Origin of the sequence: Pseudomonas lactucae, assembly GCF_016937615.1 — a bacterium.
Classification (GTDB): domain Bacteria; phylum Pseudomonadota; class Gammaproteobacteria; order Pseudomonadales; family Pseudomonadaceae; genus Aquipseudomonas; species Aquipseudomonas lactucae.
The window spans coordinates 20343-38025 of sequence record NZ_JAFHKI010000173.1 but is presented as its reverse complement, the minus strand read 5'-3'; the positions used below and the strand labels follow the sequence as shown (position 1 = coordinate 38025).

General features: G+C 59.9%; 14 protein-coding genes, 1 tRNA gene and 1 pseudogene. 9 read left to right on the top strand and 7 right to left on the bottom strand.

All coding sequences use genetic code 11. The features are described 5' to 3' along the window. Nucleotides 1-368: 368 nt before the first annotated feature. Complete coding sequence (locus JWR98_RS26200) at nt 369-1898, top strand: NCS1 family nucleobase:cation symporter-1 (protein ID WP_078734256.1); 1530 nt, start codon at nt 369-371, stop codon at nt 1896-1898. A 13-nt stretch (nt 1899-1911) separates the two neighbouring features. Further along, entirely contained in the window at nt 1912-2640 is a 729-nt protein-coding gene (locus JWR98_RS26195; RefSeq protein WP_078734257.1) for an aspartate/glutamate racemase family protein, read from the top strand. Nucleotides 2641-2659: 19 nt separating this feature from the next. Here JWR98_RS26195 and JWR98_RS26190 read toward each other — a convergent pair whose 3' ends face one another. Continuing rightward, nucleotides 2660-3583: a LysR family transcriptional regulator gene (locus tag JWR98_RS26190; protein WP_205491616.1), complete on the bottom strand. Its 924-nt coding sequence runs from the start codon at nt 3581-3583 to the stop codon at nt 2660-2662. 125 nt (nt 3584-3708) lie between these two features. On the opposite strand from JWR98_RS26190, the gene JWR98_RS26185 reads away from it, so the two are divergent. After that, nucleotides 3709-4455 (top strand): 3-oxoacyl-ACP reductase family protein, encoded by a 747-nt coding sequence (locus JWR98_RS26185; protein ID WP_205491614.1) that lies wholly within the window; start codon nt 3709-3711, stop codon nt 4453-4455. Between the two features lie 72 nt (nt 4456-4527). On the opposite strand, the gene JWR98_RS26180 is transcribed toward JWR98_RS26185, so the two are convergent. Continuing rightward, a complete protein-coding gene (locus JWR98_RS26180) occupies nt 4528-5199 on the bottom strand; it encodes an HAD-IA family hydrolase (RefSeq protein ID WP_078734260.1) in 672 nt (223 codons plus the stop codon). 271 nt (nt 5200-5470) lie between these two features. On the opposite strand from JWR98_RS26180, the gene JWR98_RS26175 reads away from it, so the two are divergent. Next, nucleotides 5471-6049 carry a DUF4337 domain-containing protein gene (locus tag JWR98_RS26175; RefSeq protein WP_078734261.1) on the top strand — a complete coding sequence of 193 codons (579 nt, stop codon included), beginning with the start codon at nt 5471-5473 and terminating at the stop codon, nt 6047-6049. 111 nt (nt 6050-6160) lie between these two features. Further along, on the top strand, nt 6161-7201 hold the full coding sequence (locus JWR98_RS26170) for a DMT family transporter (RefSeq protein ID WP_205491612.1): 1041 nt from the start codon (nt 6161-6163) through the stop codon (nt 7199-7201). A gap of 34 nt (nt 7202-7235) precedes the next feature. Here JWR98_RS26170 and JWR98_RS26165 read toward each other — a convergent pair whose 3' ends face one another. Together JWR98_RS26165 and JWR98_RS26160 are read right to left on the bottom strand one after the other, a co-directional pair. Further along, nucleotides 7236-8795 (bottom strand): diguanylate cyclase, encoded by a 1560-nt coding sequence (locus JWR98_RS26165; RefSeq protein ID WP_078734263.1) that lies wholly within the window; start codon nt 8793-8795, stop codon nt 7236-7238. Nucleotides 8796-8972: 177 nt separating this feature from the next. After that, nucleotides 8973-9062 (bottom strand) — tRNA-Ser (locus tag JWR98_RS26160). A gap of 319 nt (nt 9063-9381) precedes the next feature. Between JWR98_RS26160 and JWR98_RS26155 the strand changes: the two are divergent. The 3 genes and pseudogenes from JWR98_RS26155 (at nt 9382) to JWR98_RS26145 (ending at nt 12046) form a co-directional block, all read left to right on the top strand. Continuing rightward, a pseudogene (locus JWR98_RS26155) lies at nt 9382-10073 on the top strand (crotonase/enoyl-CoA hydratase family protein). Between the two features lie 212 nt (nt 10074-10285). After that, nucleotides 10286-11032 (top strand): lysophospholipid acyltransferase family protein, encoded by a 747-nt coding sequence (locus tag JWR98_RS26150; RefSeq protein WP_078734302.1) that lies wholly within the window; start codon nt 10286-10288, stop codon nt 11030-11032. Nucleotides 11033-11074: 42 nt separating this feature from the next. Next, nucleotides 11075-12046 carry a magnesium and cobalt transport protein CorA gene (locus JWR98_RS26145; RefSeq protein WP_003175558.1) on the top strand — a complete coding sequence of 324 codons (972 nt, stop codon included), beginning with the start codon at nt 11075-11077 and terminating at the stop codon, nt 12044-12046. On the opposite strand, the gene JWR98_RS26140 is transcribed toward JWR98_RS26145, so the two are convergent. The 3 genes from JWR98_RS26140 to JWR98_RS26130 form a co-directional block, all read right to left on the bottom strand. Continuing rightward, nucleotides 12024-12767: an amidotransferase gene (locus JWR98_RS26140; protein ID WP_078734303.1), complete on the bottom strand. Its 744-nt coding sequence runs from the start codon at nt 12765-12767 to the stop codon at nt 12024-12026. The two genes, JWR98_RS26145 and JWR98_RS26140, sit on opposite strands and share 23 nt — an antisense overlap. A 90-nt stretch (nt 12768-12857) precedes the next feature. Beyond that, nucleotides 12858-15005: a 3-hydroxyacyl-CoA dehydrogenase NAD-binding domain-containing protein gene (locus JWR98_RS26135; protein ID WP_205491610.1), complete on the bottom strand. Its 2148-nt coding sequence runs from the start codon at nt 15003-15005 to the stop codon at nt 12858-12860. Between the two features lie 16 nt (nt 15006-15021). Next, nucleotides 15022-16227: an acetyl-CoA C-acetyltransferase gene (locus JWR98_RS26130; RefSeq protein WP_078734305.1), complete on the bottom strand. Its 1206-nt coding sequence runs from the start codon at nt 16225-16227 to the stop codon at nt 15022-15024. Nucleotides 16228-16869: 642 nt separating this feature from the next. On the opposite strand from JWR98_RS26130, the gene JWR98_RS26125 reads away from it, so the two are divergent. Beyond that, nucleotides 16870-17676 carry a c-type cytochrome gene (locus JWR98_RS26125; protein WP_078734324.1) on the top strand — a complete coding sequence of 269 codons (807 nt, stop codon included), beginning with the start codon at nt 16870-16872 and terminating at the stop codon, nt 17674-17676. Nucleotides 17677-17683 lie beyond the last annotated feature (7 nt).

The following is a 17683-nucleotide window of genomic DNA, read 5'->3' as shown; positions in this document are numbered from 1 at the left end:
CCTCCCACATTTGTTTTGTGTTAGGCCATAAACTGTACACACATATGTAACATTAAGTGTCATTTATGTGTGCAATTAATGCACCCTTGCACCAATAGGTAACATTTATTTCCCACGCAATGTGTTCATTAAATAACGTACCTCCAAAACAAAAAATAAATACCTGTTCAAACGGTCAATTTATATTTCTTAAAATTCAGCCATTTATTTAACACAATCTCAAAAACGAAATTACCCACGATTTTCATAGATCCAAAACTGGCACGCATGTGGCTTAAGGTGGGAAACGCTTTGTATACAATAAATACAAAACCTACATACACCTTGCCATCCGCCGCTTTGCTGCAGATGTGCTGGAGCCTGCCGGAATGCGTACAAGCCTGTCGAATGACCTCGCACTGGATCTGCCCTCCTCCACCCTGACCCCCGAAGCCGCCAGCCCCGGCCCGCTGGTGCTCAGTCCACGCCTGCACAACAAGGACCTGGCTCCGACCAAGCTCGAGGGTCGGCGCTGGGGGCGCTACAGCATCTTCGCGCTGTGGACCAACGACGTGCACAACATCGCCAATTACTCGTTCGCCATCGGCCTGTATGCGCTGGGCCTGGGCGGTTGGCAAATCGTGCTGTCATTGGGGATCGGCGCGGCGCTGGTGTACTTCTTCATGAACCTGTCGGGGTATATGGGCCAGAAGACGGGCGTGCCGTTTCCGGTGATCAGCCGTATCAGCTTCGGCATTCACGGTGCGCAGATTCCAGCGTTGATTCGCGCGGTGATTGCAATTGCCTGGTTTGGTATCCAGACCTACCTGGCCTCGGTGGTCTTGCGCGTGCTGCTGACGGCGATTCATCCAGGGTTCGCCGACTATGACCACAACGCGATCCTGGGTTTGTCCACCCTGGGCTGGGCCTGTTTTGTCGTGATCTGGTTCGTGCAACTGGTAATCCTGGCCTACGGCATGGAGATGGTGCGGCGCTATGAAGGCTTCGCCGGGCCGGTGATTCTGGCGACGATGGCTGCGCTGGCCGGCTGGATGTACTTCCAGGCAGGCGGCAACATTGCCTGGTCGATTCGCGAACCGCTCAGCGGTGGCGAGATGTGGCGCAATATCTTTGCCGGCGGCGCACTGTGGTTGGCGATCTACGGCACGCTGATCCTCAACTTCTGTGACTTCGCTCGCTCCTCGCCGTGCCGCAGGACCATCCAGGTCGGCAACTTCTGGGGCTTGCCGGTGAACATCCTGGTGTTCGCCGCCATCACCGTGCTGCTGTGCGGCGGGCAATTCCAACTCAATGGCCGGGTGATCGAAAGCCCTACTGAAATCATCGCCGCCATCCCCAACACCTTCTTCGTGGTGCTCGGCTGCCTGGCGTTCCTGATTGTCACCGTGGCGGTGAACATCATGGCCAACTTCGTCGCGCCGGCTTTTGTACTGAGCAACCTCGCGCCCAGGTACCTGAACTTCCGCCGCGCCGGCTTGATCAGCGCCACCATGGCGGTGTTGATCCTGCCGTGGAACCTCTACAACAGTCCGCTGGTGATTGTGTACTTCCTCTCCGGCCTGGGCGCGCTGCTGGGTCCGCTCTATGGGGTGATCATGGTCGACTACTGGCTGATCCGTAAAAGCCAGGTGGATGTGCCGCAGTTGTACAGCGAAGACCCCAAAGGCGTTTATTACTACAGCCACGGGGTCAATCTGCGCGCGGTGGCGGCTTTTGTTCCGGCGGCGGTGATCGCCATCCTGCTGGCACTGTTGCCGGGGTTTGCCGGTGTCGCACCGTTTTCCTGGCTGTTTGGCGCCGGTATTGCAGGGTTGCTGTACCTGCTGATCGCCAAGCGCCAGGTGTTCTACGCCGATGTCAGCGGCGAAAGCATTGCAGTCGATAACGTCAGTCATTAATCAAGGACACTCCATGCGTATCCTCGTGGTCAACGTCAACACCACTGAATCCATTACCGAAACCATCGCCGAGCAAGCGCGGGCGGTGGCTGCTCCGGGCACCGAAATCGTCGGGCTCACCCCGTACTTCGGCGCCGAATCGGTGGAGGGCAATTTTGAAAGCTACCTGGCGGCCATCGCGGTGATGGACCGGGTGATGGCCTACGACCAGCCCTTCGACGCGGTGATCCAGGCCGGTTACGGCGAACACGGCCGCGAAGGCTTGCAGGAACTGCTCAACGTGCCCGTGGTGGACATCACCGAAGCCGCCGCCAGCACGGCAATGTTCCTTGGCCACGTCTATTCGGTGGTCACCACCCTGGACCGCACTGTGCCGTTGATCGAAGACCGCCTGAAACTGGCCGGTCTGTACCAGCGCTGCGCCTCGGTAAGGGCCAGTGGCATGGCGGTGCTGGAGTTGGAAGAAGACCCGCTGGCCGCCATGGAAGCCATCGTGCGCCAGGCGGAGTTGGCCATTCGCGAAGACAAGGCCGAAGTGATCTGCCTGGGCTGCGGCGGCATGGCCGGGCTGGATGAACAGATTCGCCAGCGCACCGGCGTACCGGTGGTGGATGGGGTGACGGCGGCGGTGACGATTGCCGAATCGTTGGTACGGTTAGGGTTGTCGACGTCGAAGATCAGGACCTATGCGCCGCCGAGGCCTAAAAAGGTCATTGGCTGGCCGGGCAAGTTTGGCCACTGAAAACCAAATGTGCCTGGCTTTAGATCGCGCTGAACCTCTGTCCCAATTTCTGCTCGGCGAACTGCTCGATGATGAAATCCACAAACGCGCGGGTCTTGCCGGGCAGCAGTTTGTGCTCGGCGTAGTAGATGGAAATATTGCCGTCGTCGACATACCAGTCGGGCAACACCCGCACCACCGCAACGCTGTCGAGAAACGGCACGGCCATGGGCATGCTGACCAACGCAATACCCAGGCCCTGCGCGCTGGCGCAGCAGGCGGCTTCGGAGTCGCTCATGGTCATGCCGGGTTTGAGCGCCAGCGGGCGGTGGTCACGCTCAATGCTGGTCAATTGCCAGGAACGTATACGGCCGGTTTGCGGAGAACGGATGAGAATGCCGTTGCAGCGCGCCAAATCCTCTGGCGCCAACACGGGCGGACGTGTCGCCAGGTAATCCGGCGAGGCCACCAGCACGCGGTGCGCCGGAGCCAACTTGCGCGCCACCACGCCCTGAGGCAGTTCAAAACCACCGCCGATGGCGGCATCGAAGCCCTGGCCGATCAGATCGACCTGTCGGTTATCGAAATGCCAGTCCGGGCTGATATCCGGAAAACGTGCCATGAACGCCCCCAGCAGAGGGACCACATAGCGGTTGCCAAACACCGTGCCCATGCTGACCTTGAGCGTGCCCACCGGTCGACCCTCGGCGCTGGCCAGGTTGGCCACGGCATTCTGGATGGTGATAAGGCTGCCGCCGACTTCTTCGAGGAACAGCTTGCCGGCCTCGGTCAGCGTGAGGCGGCGGGTACTGCGCTGGAACAACCGCACACCCAGTCGCGCTTCCAGCTTGGCCACGCTTTTACCCACCGCCGCAGGCGTCAGGCTCAGGTGACGGGCGGCTTCGGCGAAACTGCCGCCTTCGGCGCTGCGCACGAAACATTCGATACTGCCAAAGCTCTCCATCGGGCCTCACTCTAAACTTTTGGTTTACACAGACTATAGCAATCCCGGTCTACCGGTACGGATGAGCGAAGTCGATACTCAGCTCCACACCAAGGCTTCCCGCCTTGAACCTTCAGGAGATCGACATGACCACAACAAACCTCAGCGGCAAAGTCGCCTTGATTCAGGGCGGTTCCCGCGGCATCGGCGCCGCCATTGTCCAACGCCTCGCCGCGCAGGGTGCGGCCGTCGCCTTTACCTACGTCAGTTCCGCCGCCAAGGCTCAAGCACTGCAGGACAGCGTGATCAGCGCCGGCGGCAAAGCCCTGGCGATTGACGCCGACAGTGCCGACGCCACGGCCATTCGCAACGCGATCAACGCCACCGTCGAAGCCTTCGGACGCCTGGACATCCTGGTGAATAACGCCGGCGTGCTGGTCATCGCCCCGCTGGAAGACTTCAAGCTGGAAGACTTCGACCAGACCCTGGCAATCAACGTGCGCAGCGTGTTTATCGCTACCCAGGAAGCGGCACGGCATATGGGTGAAGGTGGCCGGGTGATCAATATCGGCAGTACCAACGCCGAACGCATGCCGTTCGCCGGCGGGGCGACCTATGCGATGAGCAAGTCGGCGCTGGTGGGACTGACCAAAGGCTTGGCCCGGGACCTGGGGCCACGGGGCATCACCGTCAACAATGTGCAGCCTGGGCCGGTGGACACCGACATGAACCCGGCGAGCAGTGATTTTGCCGACAGTTTGATTGGGTTGATGGCGGTGGGACGGTATGGGCACGTGGAGGAGATCGCCAGTTTTGTGGCTTACCTTGCAGGACCTGAGGCCGGGTACATCACCGGGGCCAGCCTGACTATCGATGGTGGCTTCAGCGCGTAGATTTTTAGGGAGAAATGCACAGCCAAATGTGGGAGGGAGCAAGCCCCTCCCACATTTTCTTACCGTGTTTATTCAGCGAAGAGGCGGCAGGCCGTAGGCTGCCAGGTCGAAGTCCGCGAGTTTGCGGATGATCTGGTCGGCGTGCTGGTATTTGCTGTCGGCCATGGCTTCATCAGGCACGGCGATGGCAGTCATATGGGCGGCCTTGGCGGCGGTGACGCCGAACGGTGAATCTTCGAACACCAGGCAATCCTGCGGTGCCACGCCGAGGCGGCGAGCGGCGGTGAGGAAGATGTCCGGCGCGGGCTTGGCGGCGCCGACTTCGGGGTCGTCCGCAGTGACAATGGTGTCGAACAGACTAAACCACTCGCGGTGCAAGGTGGTCTTGTGACCAAACGAATGGCGCGACGAACTGGTGCCCACCGCAATCGGAATATTGTGCGCCTTCAAGTGCCGCACCAGAGCCTCGGCACCGGGCATGCCCAGGGCCTTGGGGAACCGCTCGCTCATCAGCGGCTCACGAATTTCCAGGAATTGGGCCGGTGTGATCGGCAAGTCCAGCGCCTTGACCACGTAATCGGCCAAGTCCTGCGCCCCGCGCCCGATGATGTATTGCTTGATCCCCCAGTCGTAGGTACGGCCATAGCGTTCAGCGATCATCTGCGTGACTTCGGTGTAGATGCCTTCAGTGTCCAGCAACAACCCGTCCATATCGAAAATCACAGCCTTGATCGGAGCATTCATCACAACAGACCCTTGGGGAAAACTAAAAGGATTCAGCACAATAGCGGCCGCGCTGACGTGTGGGCAACCCTTTAGACTGTGCGTCTCTTTTTTGAAGTGCATGCCATGCTGTAGCGTCTCGCTGACGCCACAGATCCAGTGGGGGCCGGGCGCGGTAGTGCTGTTGATCAATATCGCGGTGTACACGCGGCTGATCCGGCGTTCCAGACAGGCTTGAGACAGGTGTCGTGGTAAAGAATCAGAGTCCCTCAGTCCCTTCATAGACGCCCCCATGTCCGAAGCCTTTGAAGTCCCCAGCCCCCACGAAAAACACATCGAACACACCACCGAGCATGCCCACGCCCGTGGGGATAATTTCGCCAGCCGTATCGCCGTGATGACCGCACTGATGGCCACCCTCGGCGCCATGCTCAGCTACCAGGCCGGCTCGACCGAGAGCGAAGCGGCGATGGACAAGAACAACGCCGCCATCTTCAAGACCGACGCCGCCAACCAGTGGAACTACTACCAGGCCAAATCCAGCCGGCAAAACCTCGCGGAACTGGCCACGCACATTCCTGGCGTGGACGCGGCGCATTACAAGGACGAGATTGAGCGTTACAAAAACCAGAAGGAAGAGGTACGCAAACAGGCGGAAAAACTGGAGGCCACCTCCCGGGAATGGGATGAAAAGTCGGAACAGGCACTGCACCGGCATCACCGCTGGGCCCAGGCGATGACCGCGATTCAGATCGCGATTTCACTGGCGGCCATTACCTTGCTGACCAGGAAGGAATGGTTGAAGCGCCTGGCGTATACGGCGGCGGGGGTTGCCGTGGTACTCGGGAGCCTGGCGTGGTTGCAGCTTTAGTCATGAGGTTAAGCAGGTGGAAAACCGCCCAGTCAAGGTGAATGCGTTAAAAATGCCCGGGGCTTGAGCCCAGCGAGAGACGTATCATGGCCCAACTTTCGAGGATGGCCCATGAACCTCAGCATCGTATACGCACTCGCCGCTGCCGCCTTGTTCGGCGCCAGCACCCCACTCGCCAAAAGCCTCGGCCTGGGCCTCTCGCCCGTGCTGCTCGCCGGCCTGCTCTACCTGGGCAGTGGCGTCGGCCTCGCCGGCGTACGCCTGATCCGCGACCGCGGTTGGCGACCTTCCGGGCTCACCAGAGCTGAATGGCCCTGGCTGCTCGGCGCCATCGCCTTCGGTGGCATCCTCGGTCCCGTGGCGCTGATGTTCGGCCTCACCCGCACCGCCGGCGCAACTGCTTCGCTGATGCTGAACCTGGAATCGGTGCTGACCGCCGTGATCGCCTGGCTCGTCTTCCGCGAAAACGCCGACCGCCGCATCGTCCTCGGCATGCTCGCGATCGTGCTGGGCGGCGTGGCGCTGTCATGGCCCGAAGGTGGCAACGCGAACGCTGATTGGACGGGGCCACTTGGGGTGGCGCTCGCCTGTGCGTGCTGGGGGATCGACAACAACCTGACACGCAAGGTGTCGGCATCTGACGCGCTGTTCATCGCGGGAACCAAGGGGCTGATCGCGGGTGTCGTGAATTGCAGCCTGGCGCTGTACCTCGGGGCGCGGCTGCCTGACCTGGCGCAACTGGCGCCCATCCTGCTGGTGGGGTTCCTCGGCTATGGCATCAGCCTGGTGATGTTCGTGCTCGCGCTGCGCGGACTGGGCAGTGCACGCACCGGCGCCTACTTCTCGACGGCACCCTTCCTGGGGGCCGCGATTGCGCTGGTGATGTTGGACGAGTCGGTCACCGTGGCGTTCTGGATTGCCTCAGCACTGATGGCCGTTGGCGTGTGGCTGCACCTGACGGAGCGGCATGCCCATGAACATCAACATGAACCGACGGAACACGGGCACAGGCATGTACATGATGAACATCATCAGCACGAACACGACTTTGAGTGGGACCCGGCGGTGCCGCATAGTCATTTGCATGTGCACAGTCCGATGCGGCACAGTCATGCACATTTTCCGGATGTGCATCATCGCCATAGGCATTGAGGCTGGCGCGCGTAAAGCCCACCGGACAGCCCCTTCAAACCTGCTCGACCACGACACGATTACGACCGTCCTGCTTGGCCTGGTACAACAACTGATCAGCCCGCTCAAGTACGGCTGAAGTCGAGTCAACGCCGGGGTGCCATAGCGCCACGCCAAGCGAGACAGTGACGCGCCCGACGGTATCGAGATTCGCCGCCGCGATCGACTGGCGCAGGCGCTCCGCCACGTCGGCGGCGGCCTGAAGTGAACTATTGGGCAATAACACCACAAACTCCTCTCCTCCCACCCGGCAGGCCAGGTCGTTGGACCGTGAATTCTGCTGTATCAGTGCTGCGATGGCCCTGAGTGTTTCATCCCCCACGGCATGGCCGAACGTGTCATTCACGCGCTTGAAGTGATCGATGTCCACGGAAACGACCGCGAACATTTTGTCGGCGGCCTGCCAGCGCGACAGGATGTCCTGCATCGCTCGACGGTTGGCCAGCCCGGTCAGCGCATCGGTTTGCGCTTGCTGATTTAACTTGCCGATTTTTTCCTGCAGCAACGTGGCACCCAATAGCAGCGCCCTGCGAATCTGCCAGCTTTCGAAATAGTGCGCCGGGACCGCACTGATCCGCTCGTAGCTGTCAGGCGTGTCGAGGCGTTTGGCGCAGTCGGCGAGCCTGGACAGGGGCGCCGAGATCCTTGCCCCCAGCCACCAGATCAAGAGAATTCCGAACAGCGCAAGGGGCGCGATTCCTTGCGCAACCTTGGCCATGGTCTGCCGCAGGAGGGCGTGTACGTTGTCGAACGGCTGCTGCGAGATCACCCCCCAACCGCTGCTGGGCACCTTGGCGAACCCCGCGAGCATTTCTACGCCATGTTCATCCGCCGCCTGCAAAGTGCCCGCGTCCTGGCTGAGTGCGGCGTCGGCGATTGGAGACTTTGCGACGATGTTGCCGATTTGCTCGGGATCGTTGTGATAAAGCACGCGACGGGCGCTGTCGATTAAATACACATGCGCGCCATCCTTGCGCACATTCGTGTCCATCAGCGCCTGGAGTGTATTGCTCTGCTCAAGCCGCACGCTGCCGCCTATAACGCCCAGGTACTTTCCGTTCACGTCGAATACGGGCTGAGAGATAAACACCACCAGATTGCCGGCGATGGACTCGAACGCATTACTGATTATCGGCGCGCGCAGACTGAGCGGTTCTTTGTGCTGCAGAATGCGGCCATTGAGCGCGAGGCTCTCGGGGGCGGACGCAATAATGGTTCCGGTGGCATCGGCGATAATCACCGAGTTGAAACTGGCATCCTGCCCAAGCAGACGCTGAGTTTCTTCGGCCAGGTGGCGCCTGTCGTCAAACGCTTTGCCAACCACGGCTGCGCCATACTTCAGTTGATCGAGGTCTGAGCGCAGCACCTGCTCGACGCTCGTGGCGATCCGAAAGGCATAGGCTTTGTTGACTTGCAGCGCATTCTCGATCAATTCCTGCTTACGAATCTTGAACATTACCCAGAAGCTGTTGGCCAGGGTCGCGAACGCGGAGAGCAGTACAAAAATCAGAATCAGAATGCGAAGGTTGAGCTTGGGCTTGGGTCGGGTGGTCATTTACGCAGTCCGGCTGGGCGGGAGAATTACCAACGAGTTCGAACAAGTATGGACTGTCCTGAATGCCAGTTGCGCATTGGTCCTCCGGGACTTTTTTCTGTGGAGCTTTTACCGGCGCCAAAAACCACAAACCCCCGGGTTTCTCTAGGAAAACCGGGGGTTTGTGTTTACTTAATGTGGCGGTGAAGGAGAGATTCGAACTCTCGATACAATTTCTTGTATACACACTTTCCAGGCGTGCTCCTTAAGCCACTCGGACACTTCACCGTATCTCGTCAAACCAGTTCAGTCTGTCGAGGCGCGCTAATGTAGTCGAAAGCCGTTCTGATGGCAAAGGTTTTTTTGAGAATTTTCATGCGGTTAGACCGTTATGCCGGAACCGGCCTGGCGTTGGGGGTGATTGTGCCAATCTCGAGCAGGGTTCATGAGGGGCCAGGCGAGGTGCTGCACCCCGCCGCAGGCCATTTGCGGGCATGGAAGCGGGAAATGTCTGACTGGCCAGTCAGTCACGGCGCTTTACCGGGACGGGCGTGGTGGGTAACGTCTGCTGCACTCTTCTATAACAAGTCCTACAAGGAACCGCGTCATGAGTGAGTTGATTGCCTACCACCTCGAAGACGGTATCGCGACCCTGACCTTGAGCAACGGCAAGGTGAATGCCATTTCTCCGGCGGTGGTGAGTGCGTTTAATGAAGCGCTGGACCAGGCCGAGAAAGATCGGGCAGTGGTGGTGATCACCGGGACGCCGGGGATTCTGTCAGGGGGTTATGACCTGAAGGTAATGACGCCGGCCCGAAAGAAGCCATCAGCCTGGTGACCTCGGGTTCGACCTTGGCGCGCCGGTTGCTGTCGCACCCGTTCCCGGTCATTGTGGCGTGCCCTGGGCATGCAGTGGCCAAAGGCGCGTTCCTGCTGTTGTCGGCGGACTATCGGATTGGTGTGGAAGGCCCGTTCAGCATCGGCCTGAACGAAGTGGCCATCGGCATGACCATGCACCATGCGGGGATCGAGCTGGCGCGGGATCGTCTGCGCAAGTCGGCGTTTCATCGCTCAGTGATCAATGCCGAGATGTTCGACCCGCAGGGTGCGCTGCAAGCGGGCTTTCTCGATAAGGTGGTGGCACCGGAGGAACTGCACGCTGCGGCGCTGGAAGCAGCGCGCCAGTTGAAGAAGCTCAATATGAACGCGCACAAGCACACCAAGTTGAAAGTGCGCAAGGCGCTGCTGGAAGCCCTGGACGAGGCGATCATTCAGGATCAGGGTCATATTCTGAGCTGATACTTACAAGCTGAACACCAACGCCCGACTTCACGTCGGGCTTTTTCTTACAGATGACTCCGAAACATCTTTAACCGCTCTAGCCTTGACCTGTCGCTGGACGTTGAAACATATGCTTAAACATCGTCCATCTCCTCCCTATTCAGGGGCAATTGCCGAATACAGTGCACATCCGTACACTGCGCCACCTTTTGTTCCGATAGGCCGCGTCGATGCTTTTTCTGTTGCGTATGCTGTTGATGGGCCTGCACTTTATGTTCGCCGGCGTGCTGGGCGTGTTGATCGGTATTTGCCGGCCGTTCAATCCGGATAACAGCCGTCTGTGCGCTCGCCTGTATGCGCGGCCCGCCATGAAGATTCTGGGGCTGAAGGTGCAGAGCGATGTCGACTCGCTGCGCGACAAGCCCGGCACCTGCGTGGTCATTGCCAACCACCAGTCCAACTATGACTTGTTTGTATTGGGCAACGTGGTGCCCCACCGTACGGTGTGCATCGCCAAGAAGAGCCTGAAATGGGTGCCCTTGTTCGGCCAGTTGTTCTGGCTGGCGGGCAATGTACTGATCGATCGCGGCAATGCGCACAAGGCGCGCCGCGCGATGCTCACCACCACACGCACCCTGCAGCATGAGGACACGTCGATCTGGGTGTTCCCGGAAGGCACGCGCAACTTCGGCAAAGGCCTGCTGCCCTTCAAGAAAGGCGCCTTTCATATGGCAATCGCGGCGGGCGTACCGATCGTGCAGGTGTGCGTGAGCAATTACGTCACGCATATGAAGCTCAATCGCTGGAACAGCGGTGAGGTGCTCATACGCTCGTTGGCGCCGATTCCTACCGCCGGGCTGACGACGGAAGACGTCCCGGCGTTGATGCAGGCCTGCCAGGCGCAGATGGATGAATGTATCGCCGCAATCGACCGCGAACTGCAAAGTGCCCCGACAATAGAACTCCCGTCCAGCTAAGCTGCCCAACACCAGTCCCCCTGATAAGAAGTGATCAGCACCATGGGTAGAGTCGTTGCGGCCGCCGTCTACAGCGCCGGCAAGAAAGTTACGGATATCACCCTTGATGAAGGCGCGGCCTGGGCCGCCAAACCGGGGCACTTTGTGTGGATCGGCCTGGAAGAGCCCAACGCCCAGGAGCTGAGCAACCTGCAACGCCAGTTCAACCTGCACGAGCTGGCCATCGAGGACGCGCTGGAAAAACACAGCCGCCCCAAGCTGGAAACCTTCGGCGATGCACTGTTCATCGTCACCTACTCGCCAGTGCGCGAGAACGGCAAGCTGGAGTTTATCGAGACCCATATCTTCGCCGGTAAGGGCTATATCATCACGGCACGCAATGGGCACTCGGCGTCCTACGGCTTTGTGCGCCAACGCTGTGAGGCAAGACCACTGTTGCTGGAGCACGGGGAAGATTTCGTACTCTATGCGCTGCTGGATTTCGTCACCGAAAATTACCAGCCGGTGAGCGAGGCCATCCACGCCGAGATCGATGAGCTGGAACGCAACGTGCTGTGCAGCTCTCTCAGCGAGCGCGATATTCAGAAGATCCACGGCCTGCGCCGTGACGTGCTGCGGCTCAAGCGTTATGTCGCGCCGATGGTGGAGATCAGCCAGGAACTGCAGAAGCTGAGCTTCCCGTTTATCGACAAGAACATGCGCCCGTATTTCCGTGACGTGCAGATCCATGTGACACGGCAGATGGAAGACCTCACCACCCTGCGCGATATCGCCAGCCAGACCATTGAGATCGGTGTGTTGCTCGAGGCGTCACGCCAGAGCGTAGTGCAGCGCAAGTTCGCCGCCTGGGCGGCGATCCTGGCATTCCCCACCGCAGTGGCCGGGATTTACGGGATGAACTTTCAGAATATGCCCGAGCTGCAATGGCACTACGGCTATTTTGCGGTGCTCGGGTTGATTGCGACAGGTTGCACCGGCTTGTGGGCCAGCTTCAAGCGCTCTGGTTGGCTTTAACGCCCGCCTCGGGTTTATGCGCTACGAAGCGCATCATCCATTCCGCCACCGTGGCTCCGTGGTGATCACGCTCCAGGCTTGCAACACCATTGGTGTAGACCTTTTCCCCCAGCGTTGTCTGAAGAATCTCCAGCAACTCGCGGGAATAGTCATGGATGAACTCCGGGTGCCCCTGGAAGCACAGCACCTGGTCGCCGATGTGGTACGCGGCAAACGGGCAAAAATCGCTGGAGGCAATGACCGTGGCATTGTCGGGCAAGGTGGTGACCTGGTCCTGATGGCTGATCAATAGCGTCAGTTCCGGCACCTCGGGGCTCATCCACGGTGCCTGGGTATCGAGCTTGTAATCGTGGATGCCCATGCCCCAGCCTTTGCTCGCGCGCTCCGCCTTGCCGCCGAGCAGCAACGCCAATAGCTGGTGACCAAAGCAGATACCCAGCAATTTGTCGCCACGCTCATAGCGCTGGAGCAGGTAGGTCTTGAGGGTCTGGATCCAGGGGTCGCTGCCGAAGGAATCGGCCTTGCTGCCGGTCACCAGGTACGCGTCAAACACCTCGTCGTCCGAAGGATATTGACCCTGCACCACGTTGTAGACCACAAATTCGGCGGCAATCGGTTGCTTGGCGAACAGGCGCTTGAACATCTGCCCGTAACCTTGGTACTGATCGATCAAGCCTGGACGCAGGATATCGGTTTCCAGGATGCAGACGCGTAGCGACATAAAAAATACCTGACACGGCGATGGGAATATTGAACACCCAGAGCCTGCCTTGAAACCCCCCTCCAAGGCAAGCCCCCTCCCACACGTTGATCACCGAAACACTTCATCTCGTGCGGCTTTATCGAGCAACAACGCCGGCGGCGAGAACCGCTCGCCATACTGCCCCGCCAAATAGCGCGCGCGGGCGACGAAGTCGTTCAAACCGTACTGGTTGATAAACTGCAACGCCCCACCGCTCCACGCCGCAAACCCGATGCCGAAGATCGACCCTACGTTGGCGTCGGCGGTGGACATCAACACGCCCTCCTCCACACAGCGCACGGTCTCGATGGCCTGGATAAACAGCAAACGGTCGCGCACATCCTGCGCGGATATCTGTTGAGCGGGCTGTTCAAAACGGGGTTTGAGTTCGGGCCACAAGTACTTTTGCCCACCGCTGGGGTATTCATAAAACCCGGCACCTGCCGCCTTGCCCAGGCGTTTGCATTCGTTAACCAACAGATCGATGACGGCCGTCGCCGGATGCGCCGGTACGCTCCTGCCTTCGGCCTGCAGATCCTTGGCCGTCTGCTGTCGGATATGACTCATCAGGCTCAGGGACACTTCATCGGACACCGCCAACGGCCCCACCGGCATGCCAGCCTTGCGCGCTTCGGTCTCGATCATCGGCGCAGCCACGCCCTCGCCGAGCATGGCGATGCCTTCGTTGGTGAAGGTGCCGAACACCCGCGAGGTGAAAAAGCCGCGACTGTCGTTGACCACGATCGGCGTTTTCTTGATTTGCAGGACGAAATCGAAACCTCTCGCCAGCGTTTCGTCCGAGGTATGTGCGCCCTTGATGATTTCCACCAGGGGCATCTTGTCCACCGGGCTGAAAAAATGCAGGCCGATGAATTTGCCTGGGTCCGGCACTGCCTTGGCCAGGCCGCTGATGGGCAAGGTGGAGGTATTGGAAGCCATCACCGCATCGGCGCCGACTATATGCTGCGCGGCGGCCGAGACCTTGGCCTTGAGCTCACGGTCTTCGAACACCGCTTCGATGATCAGGTCGCAGCCGGTCAGATCGTTATCCGAGACCGTAGGATGAATCCGCGCCAAGGTGCTTTCCCGCTGCTCGGCGCTCAATTGCCCACGGGCGACTTTCTTGTCCAGCAACGCCGCCGATTGCGCCTTGCCCTTCTCGGCGGCGGCCTGGGTGACGTCCTTGAGCATCACGTCGATCCCCGCGCAGGCGCTGACATACGCAATGCCCGCGCCCATCATGCCGGCGCCGAGCACGCCGACCTTGCGCGTCACATACGGCGCAAAGCCCTGGGGCCGCGAGCGACCGGCGTTGATCTCATTGAGCTGGAACCAGAAGGTGCCGATCATGTTTTTTGCCACCTGCCCGGTGACCAGTTCGGTGAAGTAGCGGGCTTCGATCAGGTGCGCGGTGTCGAAATCCACCTGGGCGCCTTCCACGGCGGCGCAGAGAATTTTCTCCGGAGCCGGAAAACACCCGTTGGTTTTGCTGCGCAGGATCGACGGCGCAATCGCTAGCATCTGCGCGACTTTCGGGCTCGACGGCGTGCCGCCGGGGATCGAGTACGCCTTGTTGTCCCAAGGCTGGCTGGCCTCGGGATTGGCCAGAATCCAGGCGCGGGATTGGGCCAGCAGCGCGTCGCGGTCCACCGCCAGCTCATTGATCAAACCGGCTTGCAGCGCCTGTTGCGGGCGCACTTTTTTACCTTCCAGCAAATACGGCAGGGCTTTTTCCAGCCCGAGCATGCGCACCATGCGCACCACGCCACCGCCGCCCGGCAGCAAGCCCAGGGTCACCTCCGGCAACCCCAGTTGCACCGACGGGTCATCCAGCGCGATGCGGTAATGGCACGCCAGGCAAATCTCCCAGCCACCGCCCAGGGCCGCGCCATTGATCGCGGCCACCACGGGTTTGCCGAGGGTCTCCAGGCGACGCAACTGCGCCTTCAATAACAGCACGCCGTCGTAGAAGTCTCTGGCGTGGGCCTTGTCGACCTTGATCAGTTCATTGAGGTCGCCGCCGGCGAAAAAGGTCTTCTTCGCCGAGGTGATGATCACACCGGCAATGTGGTCCTTTTCCGTTTCAAGCCGCAGAACAGTGGCCGCCATCGCCTCGCGGTACACACTGTTCATGGTGTTGGCGCTCTGGCCGGGCATGTCGAGGGTCAGCACCACGATCCGGTCCTGGCCTTTTTCGTAACGAATGGCATCGTTCATCAGAAATTCCTTGGGCTCAGAGGCGTTCGATAATGGTGGCGATCCCCATGCCACCGCCGACACACAGGGTGGCCAGGCCATAGCGCTGCTGGCGCACTTCGAGTTCGTCGAGCAAGGTGCCGAGAATCGCGCAACCGGTGGCGCCCAGCGGATGGCCCATGGCGATGGAACCGCCGTTGACGTTGACCCGTGCAGCGTCGATGCGCATGTCCTTGATAAATTTGAGTACCACCGAGGCGAAGGCTTCGTTGACTTCGAACAGGTCGATGTCTTCCACACGTAAGCCGGCCTTGGCCAGGGCTTTGCGGGTGGCCGGCGCGGGGCCGGTGAGCATGATGGTGGGATCGGTGCTGGTCACCGCCGTGGCGACAATACGCGCCCGCGGCAACAGGCCCAACTCGCGGCCCTTGGCCTGCGAGCCAATCAGCATCAGCGCCGCGCCATCGACAATGCCCGAGCTGTTGCCCGGCGTGTGCACATGGTGGATACGCTCCACATGGCTGTAGACCCGCAACGCGGTGGCATCGAAGCCCATCTGCCCCATCATCTCGAAGCTGGGCTTGAGCTTGCCCAGGCCGTCGAGGGTGGAGTCGCCACGGATAAATTCATCATGGTCCAGCAGCACAATGCCGTTCTGGTCCTGCACCGGGACCAGGGATTTCTTGAAAGAACCGTCGGCGCTGGCCCTGGCCGCTTTCTGCTGGGACTGTAGGGCAAAGGTATCGACGTCTTCACGCGTGAAGCCTTCGAGGGTGGCGATCAGGTCCGCGCCGATGCCCTGGGGCGTGAAATGGCTGTGCATATTGGTCTGCGGGTCGAGCACCCAGGCGCCGCCATCACTGCCCATGGGCACGCGCGACATCGACTCGACACCACCGACCACCACCAGGTCTTCAAAGCCGGAACGCACTTTCATCGCGCCCAGGTTCACCGCTTCCAGGCCTGAGGCGCAGAAGCGGTTGATCTGTAGCCCGGCGACGCTGATGGCCCAATCCGCCACCAGGGCGGCGGTCTTGGCGATGTCGGCACCCTGGTCGCCCACCGGGGTCACGCAGCCGAGCACGATATCATCCACTTGGTGTGTGTCGAGGTCGCTGCGCTGCGCCAGCGCGCGGAGCAGCCCCGCCACCAGGTTAACCGGTTTGACACTGTGCAGGGCGCCGTCCGCCTTGCCCTTGCCTCGGGGGGTGCGTATCGCATCAAAGATCAAAGCCTGGGTCATGACATCCTCGAACCATTGCGCCGTAGTGCCTCTACCTTAGGCCCGATTGACACGGTTTCAATGACAGATGCGCTCATTGCTTTTGACCCTCACGCTCGGACGAACGGTAGGTTCCTAAGTGAATCGCCGGGTTAATCGTTTTAGCTGTCTAGCCAAGGCATTGGCGCCAAGATGGCGTTATGCCTCATGTCTTTTTAGGCTGAAATTCTTATTAGTTGATACGAAATGGATCTAAGCCTCGTAGAACGAGGGCTCTAAGGTTCTATCAGTAGGAAGTTGCTGCCGGGTTTTGCTGGAGCAGCTGTAAGAAAAGCGACACGTCAACGCGCCATACTGAAATAAACCGGCACGCATTTGACGCTCAGGAATAACAACAAAAGGCAGTCAGCCATGTTCAAGCATACAAAAGTACGTCAGGCGGGACTTATTCTCTTCGCCACCACACTGATTCTGATCTTGCCCAATTTGACCAAGGTCATTGGGTGATCCCACGTCCGCCGCATTCAGTGCATCAGGACTAGCGCTTTTTGGCAGCACCTGTCGGGACTTCGTGTATAGCGATCCTGTTGCAGGCGCTGCCTTTTTACGCGCGTTTTTCCGCTATCGTGAGTCCCATCGTCGCTTAACATGGGGGCCTGCGCCTTGAAACCGATTTTCGCATTTATCGCTCTACTGCTTGCCCTGCCCGCTTATGCGGCGCAATTGACCATCGAATTGGACCACACCAGCAGGACCTGGCAAACCGCCGACCTGCTCAAGCACCCGGATGCGCAGACGGTACAGATCGTCGATGACGTTTCCTACAAACGCAACATGACCTATCGCGCAGTGCCACTGGCGGTGCTTCTAGCGGGCCTCAAGCCTGAGAATCACCTGCAAGCCGTGGCCCTCGACGGTTTCGCCGCCGAACTCAGCGCCGCCCCACTGCTGCAAAACCATGGCGCCCGTGCCTGGCTGGCGGTGGAAGACCCGGCCAAGCCATGGCCTGCATTGGGCGATGGCAAACCGAGTGCCGGGCCGTTCTACCTGGTGTGGACCGACCCGCAAGCCGGGCATATCAGCCCTGAACAGTGGCCGTTCCAAGTCTCCAGAATCAAGCAACTGCAGACGGTGGCCGAGCGTTTTCCGGCGCTGTTGCCTGACCCGGCATTGGCTGCAAATGACCCGATCAATAAAGGCTTCGCGTTATTCCAGAAGAACTGCCTGGCCTGCCATCGTCTAAACGGCGCGGGCGATGCCCAGGTGGGACCGGACTTGAATATCCCCTACAGCCCCACCGAATATTTCGGCGAAGCGTTTCTCAAGCGCTATATCCGCGATCCGCAAAGCCTGCGGCATTGGCCCCAGGCGAAGATGCCAGCGTTCGCTGTCAGCGTATTGCCTGACAGCGAACTGGATTTGCTGGTGGGGTATTTGAAGCATATGGCCGGCCGCAAACAACAACCTTGAGACTGGC

What these genes read in the sequence shown, in the direction of transcription:
- JWR98_RS26200 (WP_078734256.1), top strand. Translation starts at nt 369, where the DNA reads ATGCGTACAAGCCTGTCGAATGACCTCGCACTGGATCTGCCCTCCTCC.
- JWR98_RS26195 (WP_078734257.1), top strand. Translation starts at nt 1,912, where the DNA reads ATGCGTATCCTCGTGGTCAACGTCAACACCACTGAATCCATTACCGAA.
- JWR98_RS26190 (WP_205491616.1), bottom strand. Translation starts at nt 3,583, where the DNA reads ATGGAGAGCTTTGGCAGTATCGAATGTTTCGTGCGCAGCGCCGAAGGC.
- JWR98_RS26185 (WP_205491614.1), top strand. Translation starts at nt 3,709, where the DNA reads ATGACCACAACAAACCTCAGCGGCAAAGTCGCCTTGATTCAGGGCGGT.
- JWR98_RS26180 (WP_078734260.1), bottom strand. Translation starts at nt 5,199, where the DNA reads ATGAATGCTCCGATCAAGGCTGTGATTTTCGATATGGACGGGTTGTTG.
- JWR98_RS26175 (WP_078734261.1), top strand. Translation starts at nt 5,471, where the DNA reads ATGTCCGAAGCCTTTGAAGTCCCCAGCCCCCACGAAAAACACATCGAA.
- JWR98_RS26170 (WP_205491612.1), top strand. Translation starts at nt 6,161, where the DNA reads ATGAACCTCAGCATCGTATACGCACTCGCCGCTGCCGCCTTGTTCGGC.
- JWR98_RS26165 (WP_078734263.1), bottom strand. Translation starts at nt 8,795, where the DNA reads ATGACCACCCGACCCAAGCCCAAGCTCAACCTTCGCATTCTGATTCTG.
- JWR98_RS26150 (WP_078734302.1), top strand. Translation starts at nt 10,286, where the DNA reads ATGCTTTTTCTGTTGCGTATGCTGTTGATGGGCCTGCACTTTATGTTC.
- JWR98_RS26145 (WP_003175558.1), top strand. Translation starts at nt 11,075, where the DNA reads ATGGGTAGAGTCGTTGCGGCCGCCGTCTACAGCGCCGGCAAGAAAGTT.
- JWR98_RS26140 (WP_078734303.1), bottom strand. Translation starts at nt 12,767, where the DNA reads ATGTCGCTACGCGTCTGCATCCTGGAAACCGATATCCTGCGTCCAGGC.
- JWR98_RS26135 (WP_205491610.1), bottom strand. Translation starts at nt 15,005, where the DNA reads ATGAACGATGCCATTCGTTACGAAAAAGGCCAGGACCGGATCGTGGTG.
- JWR98_RS26130 (WP_078734305.1), bottom strand. Translation starts at nt 16,227, where the DNA reads ATGACCCAGGCTTTGATCTTTGATGCGATACGCACCCCCCGAGGCAAG.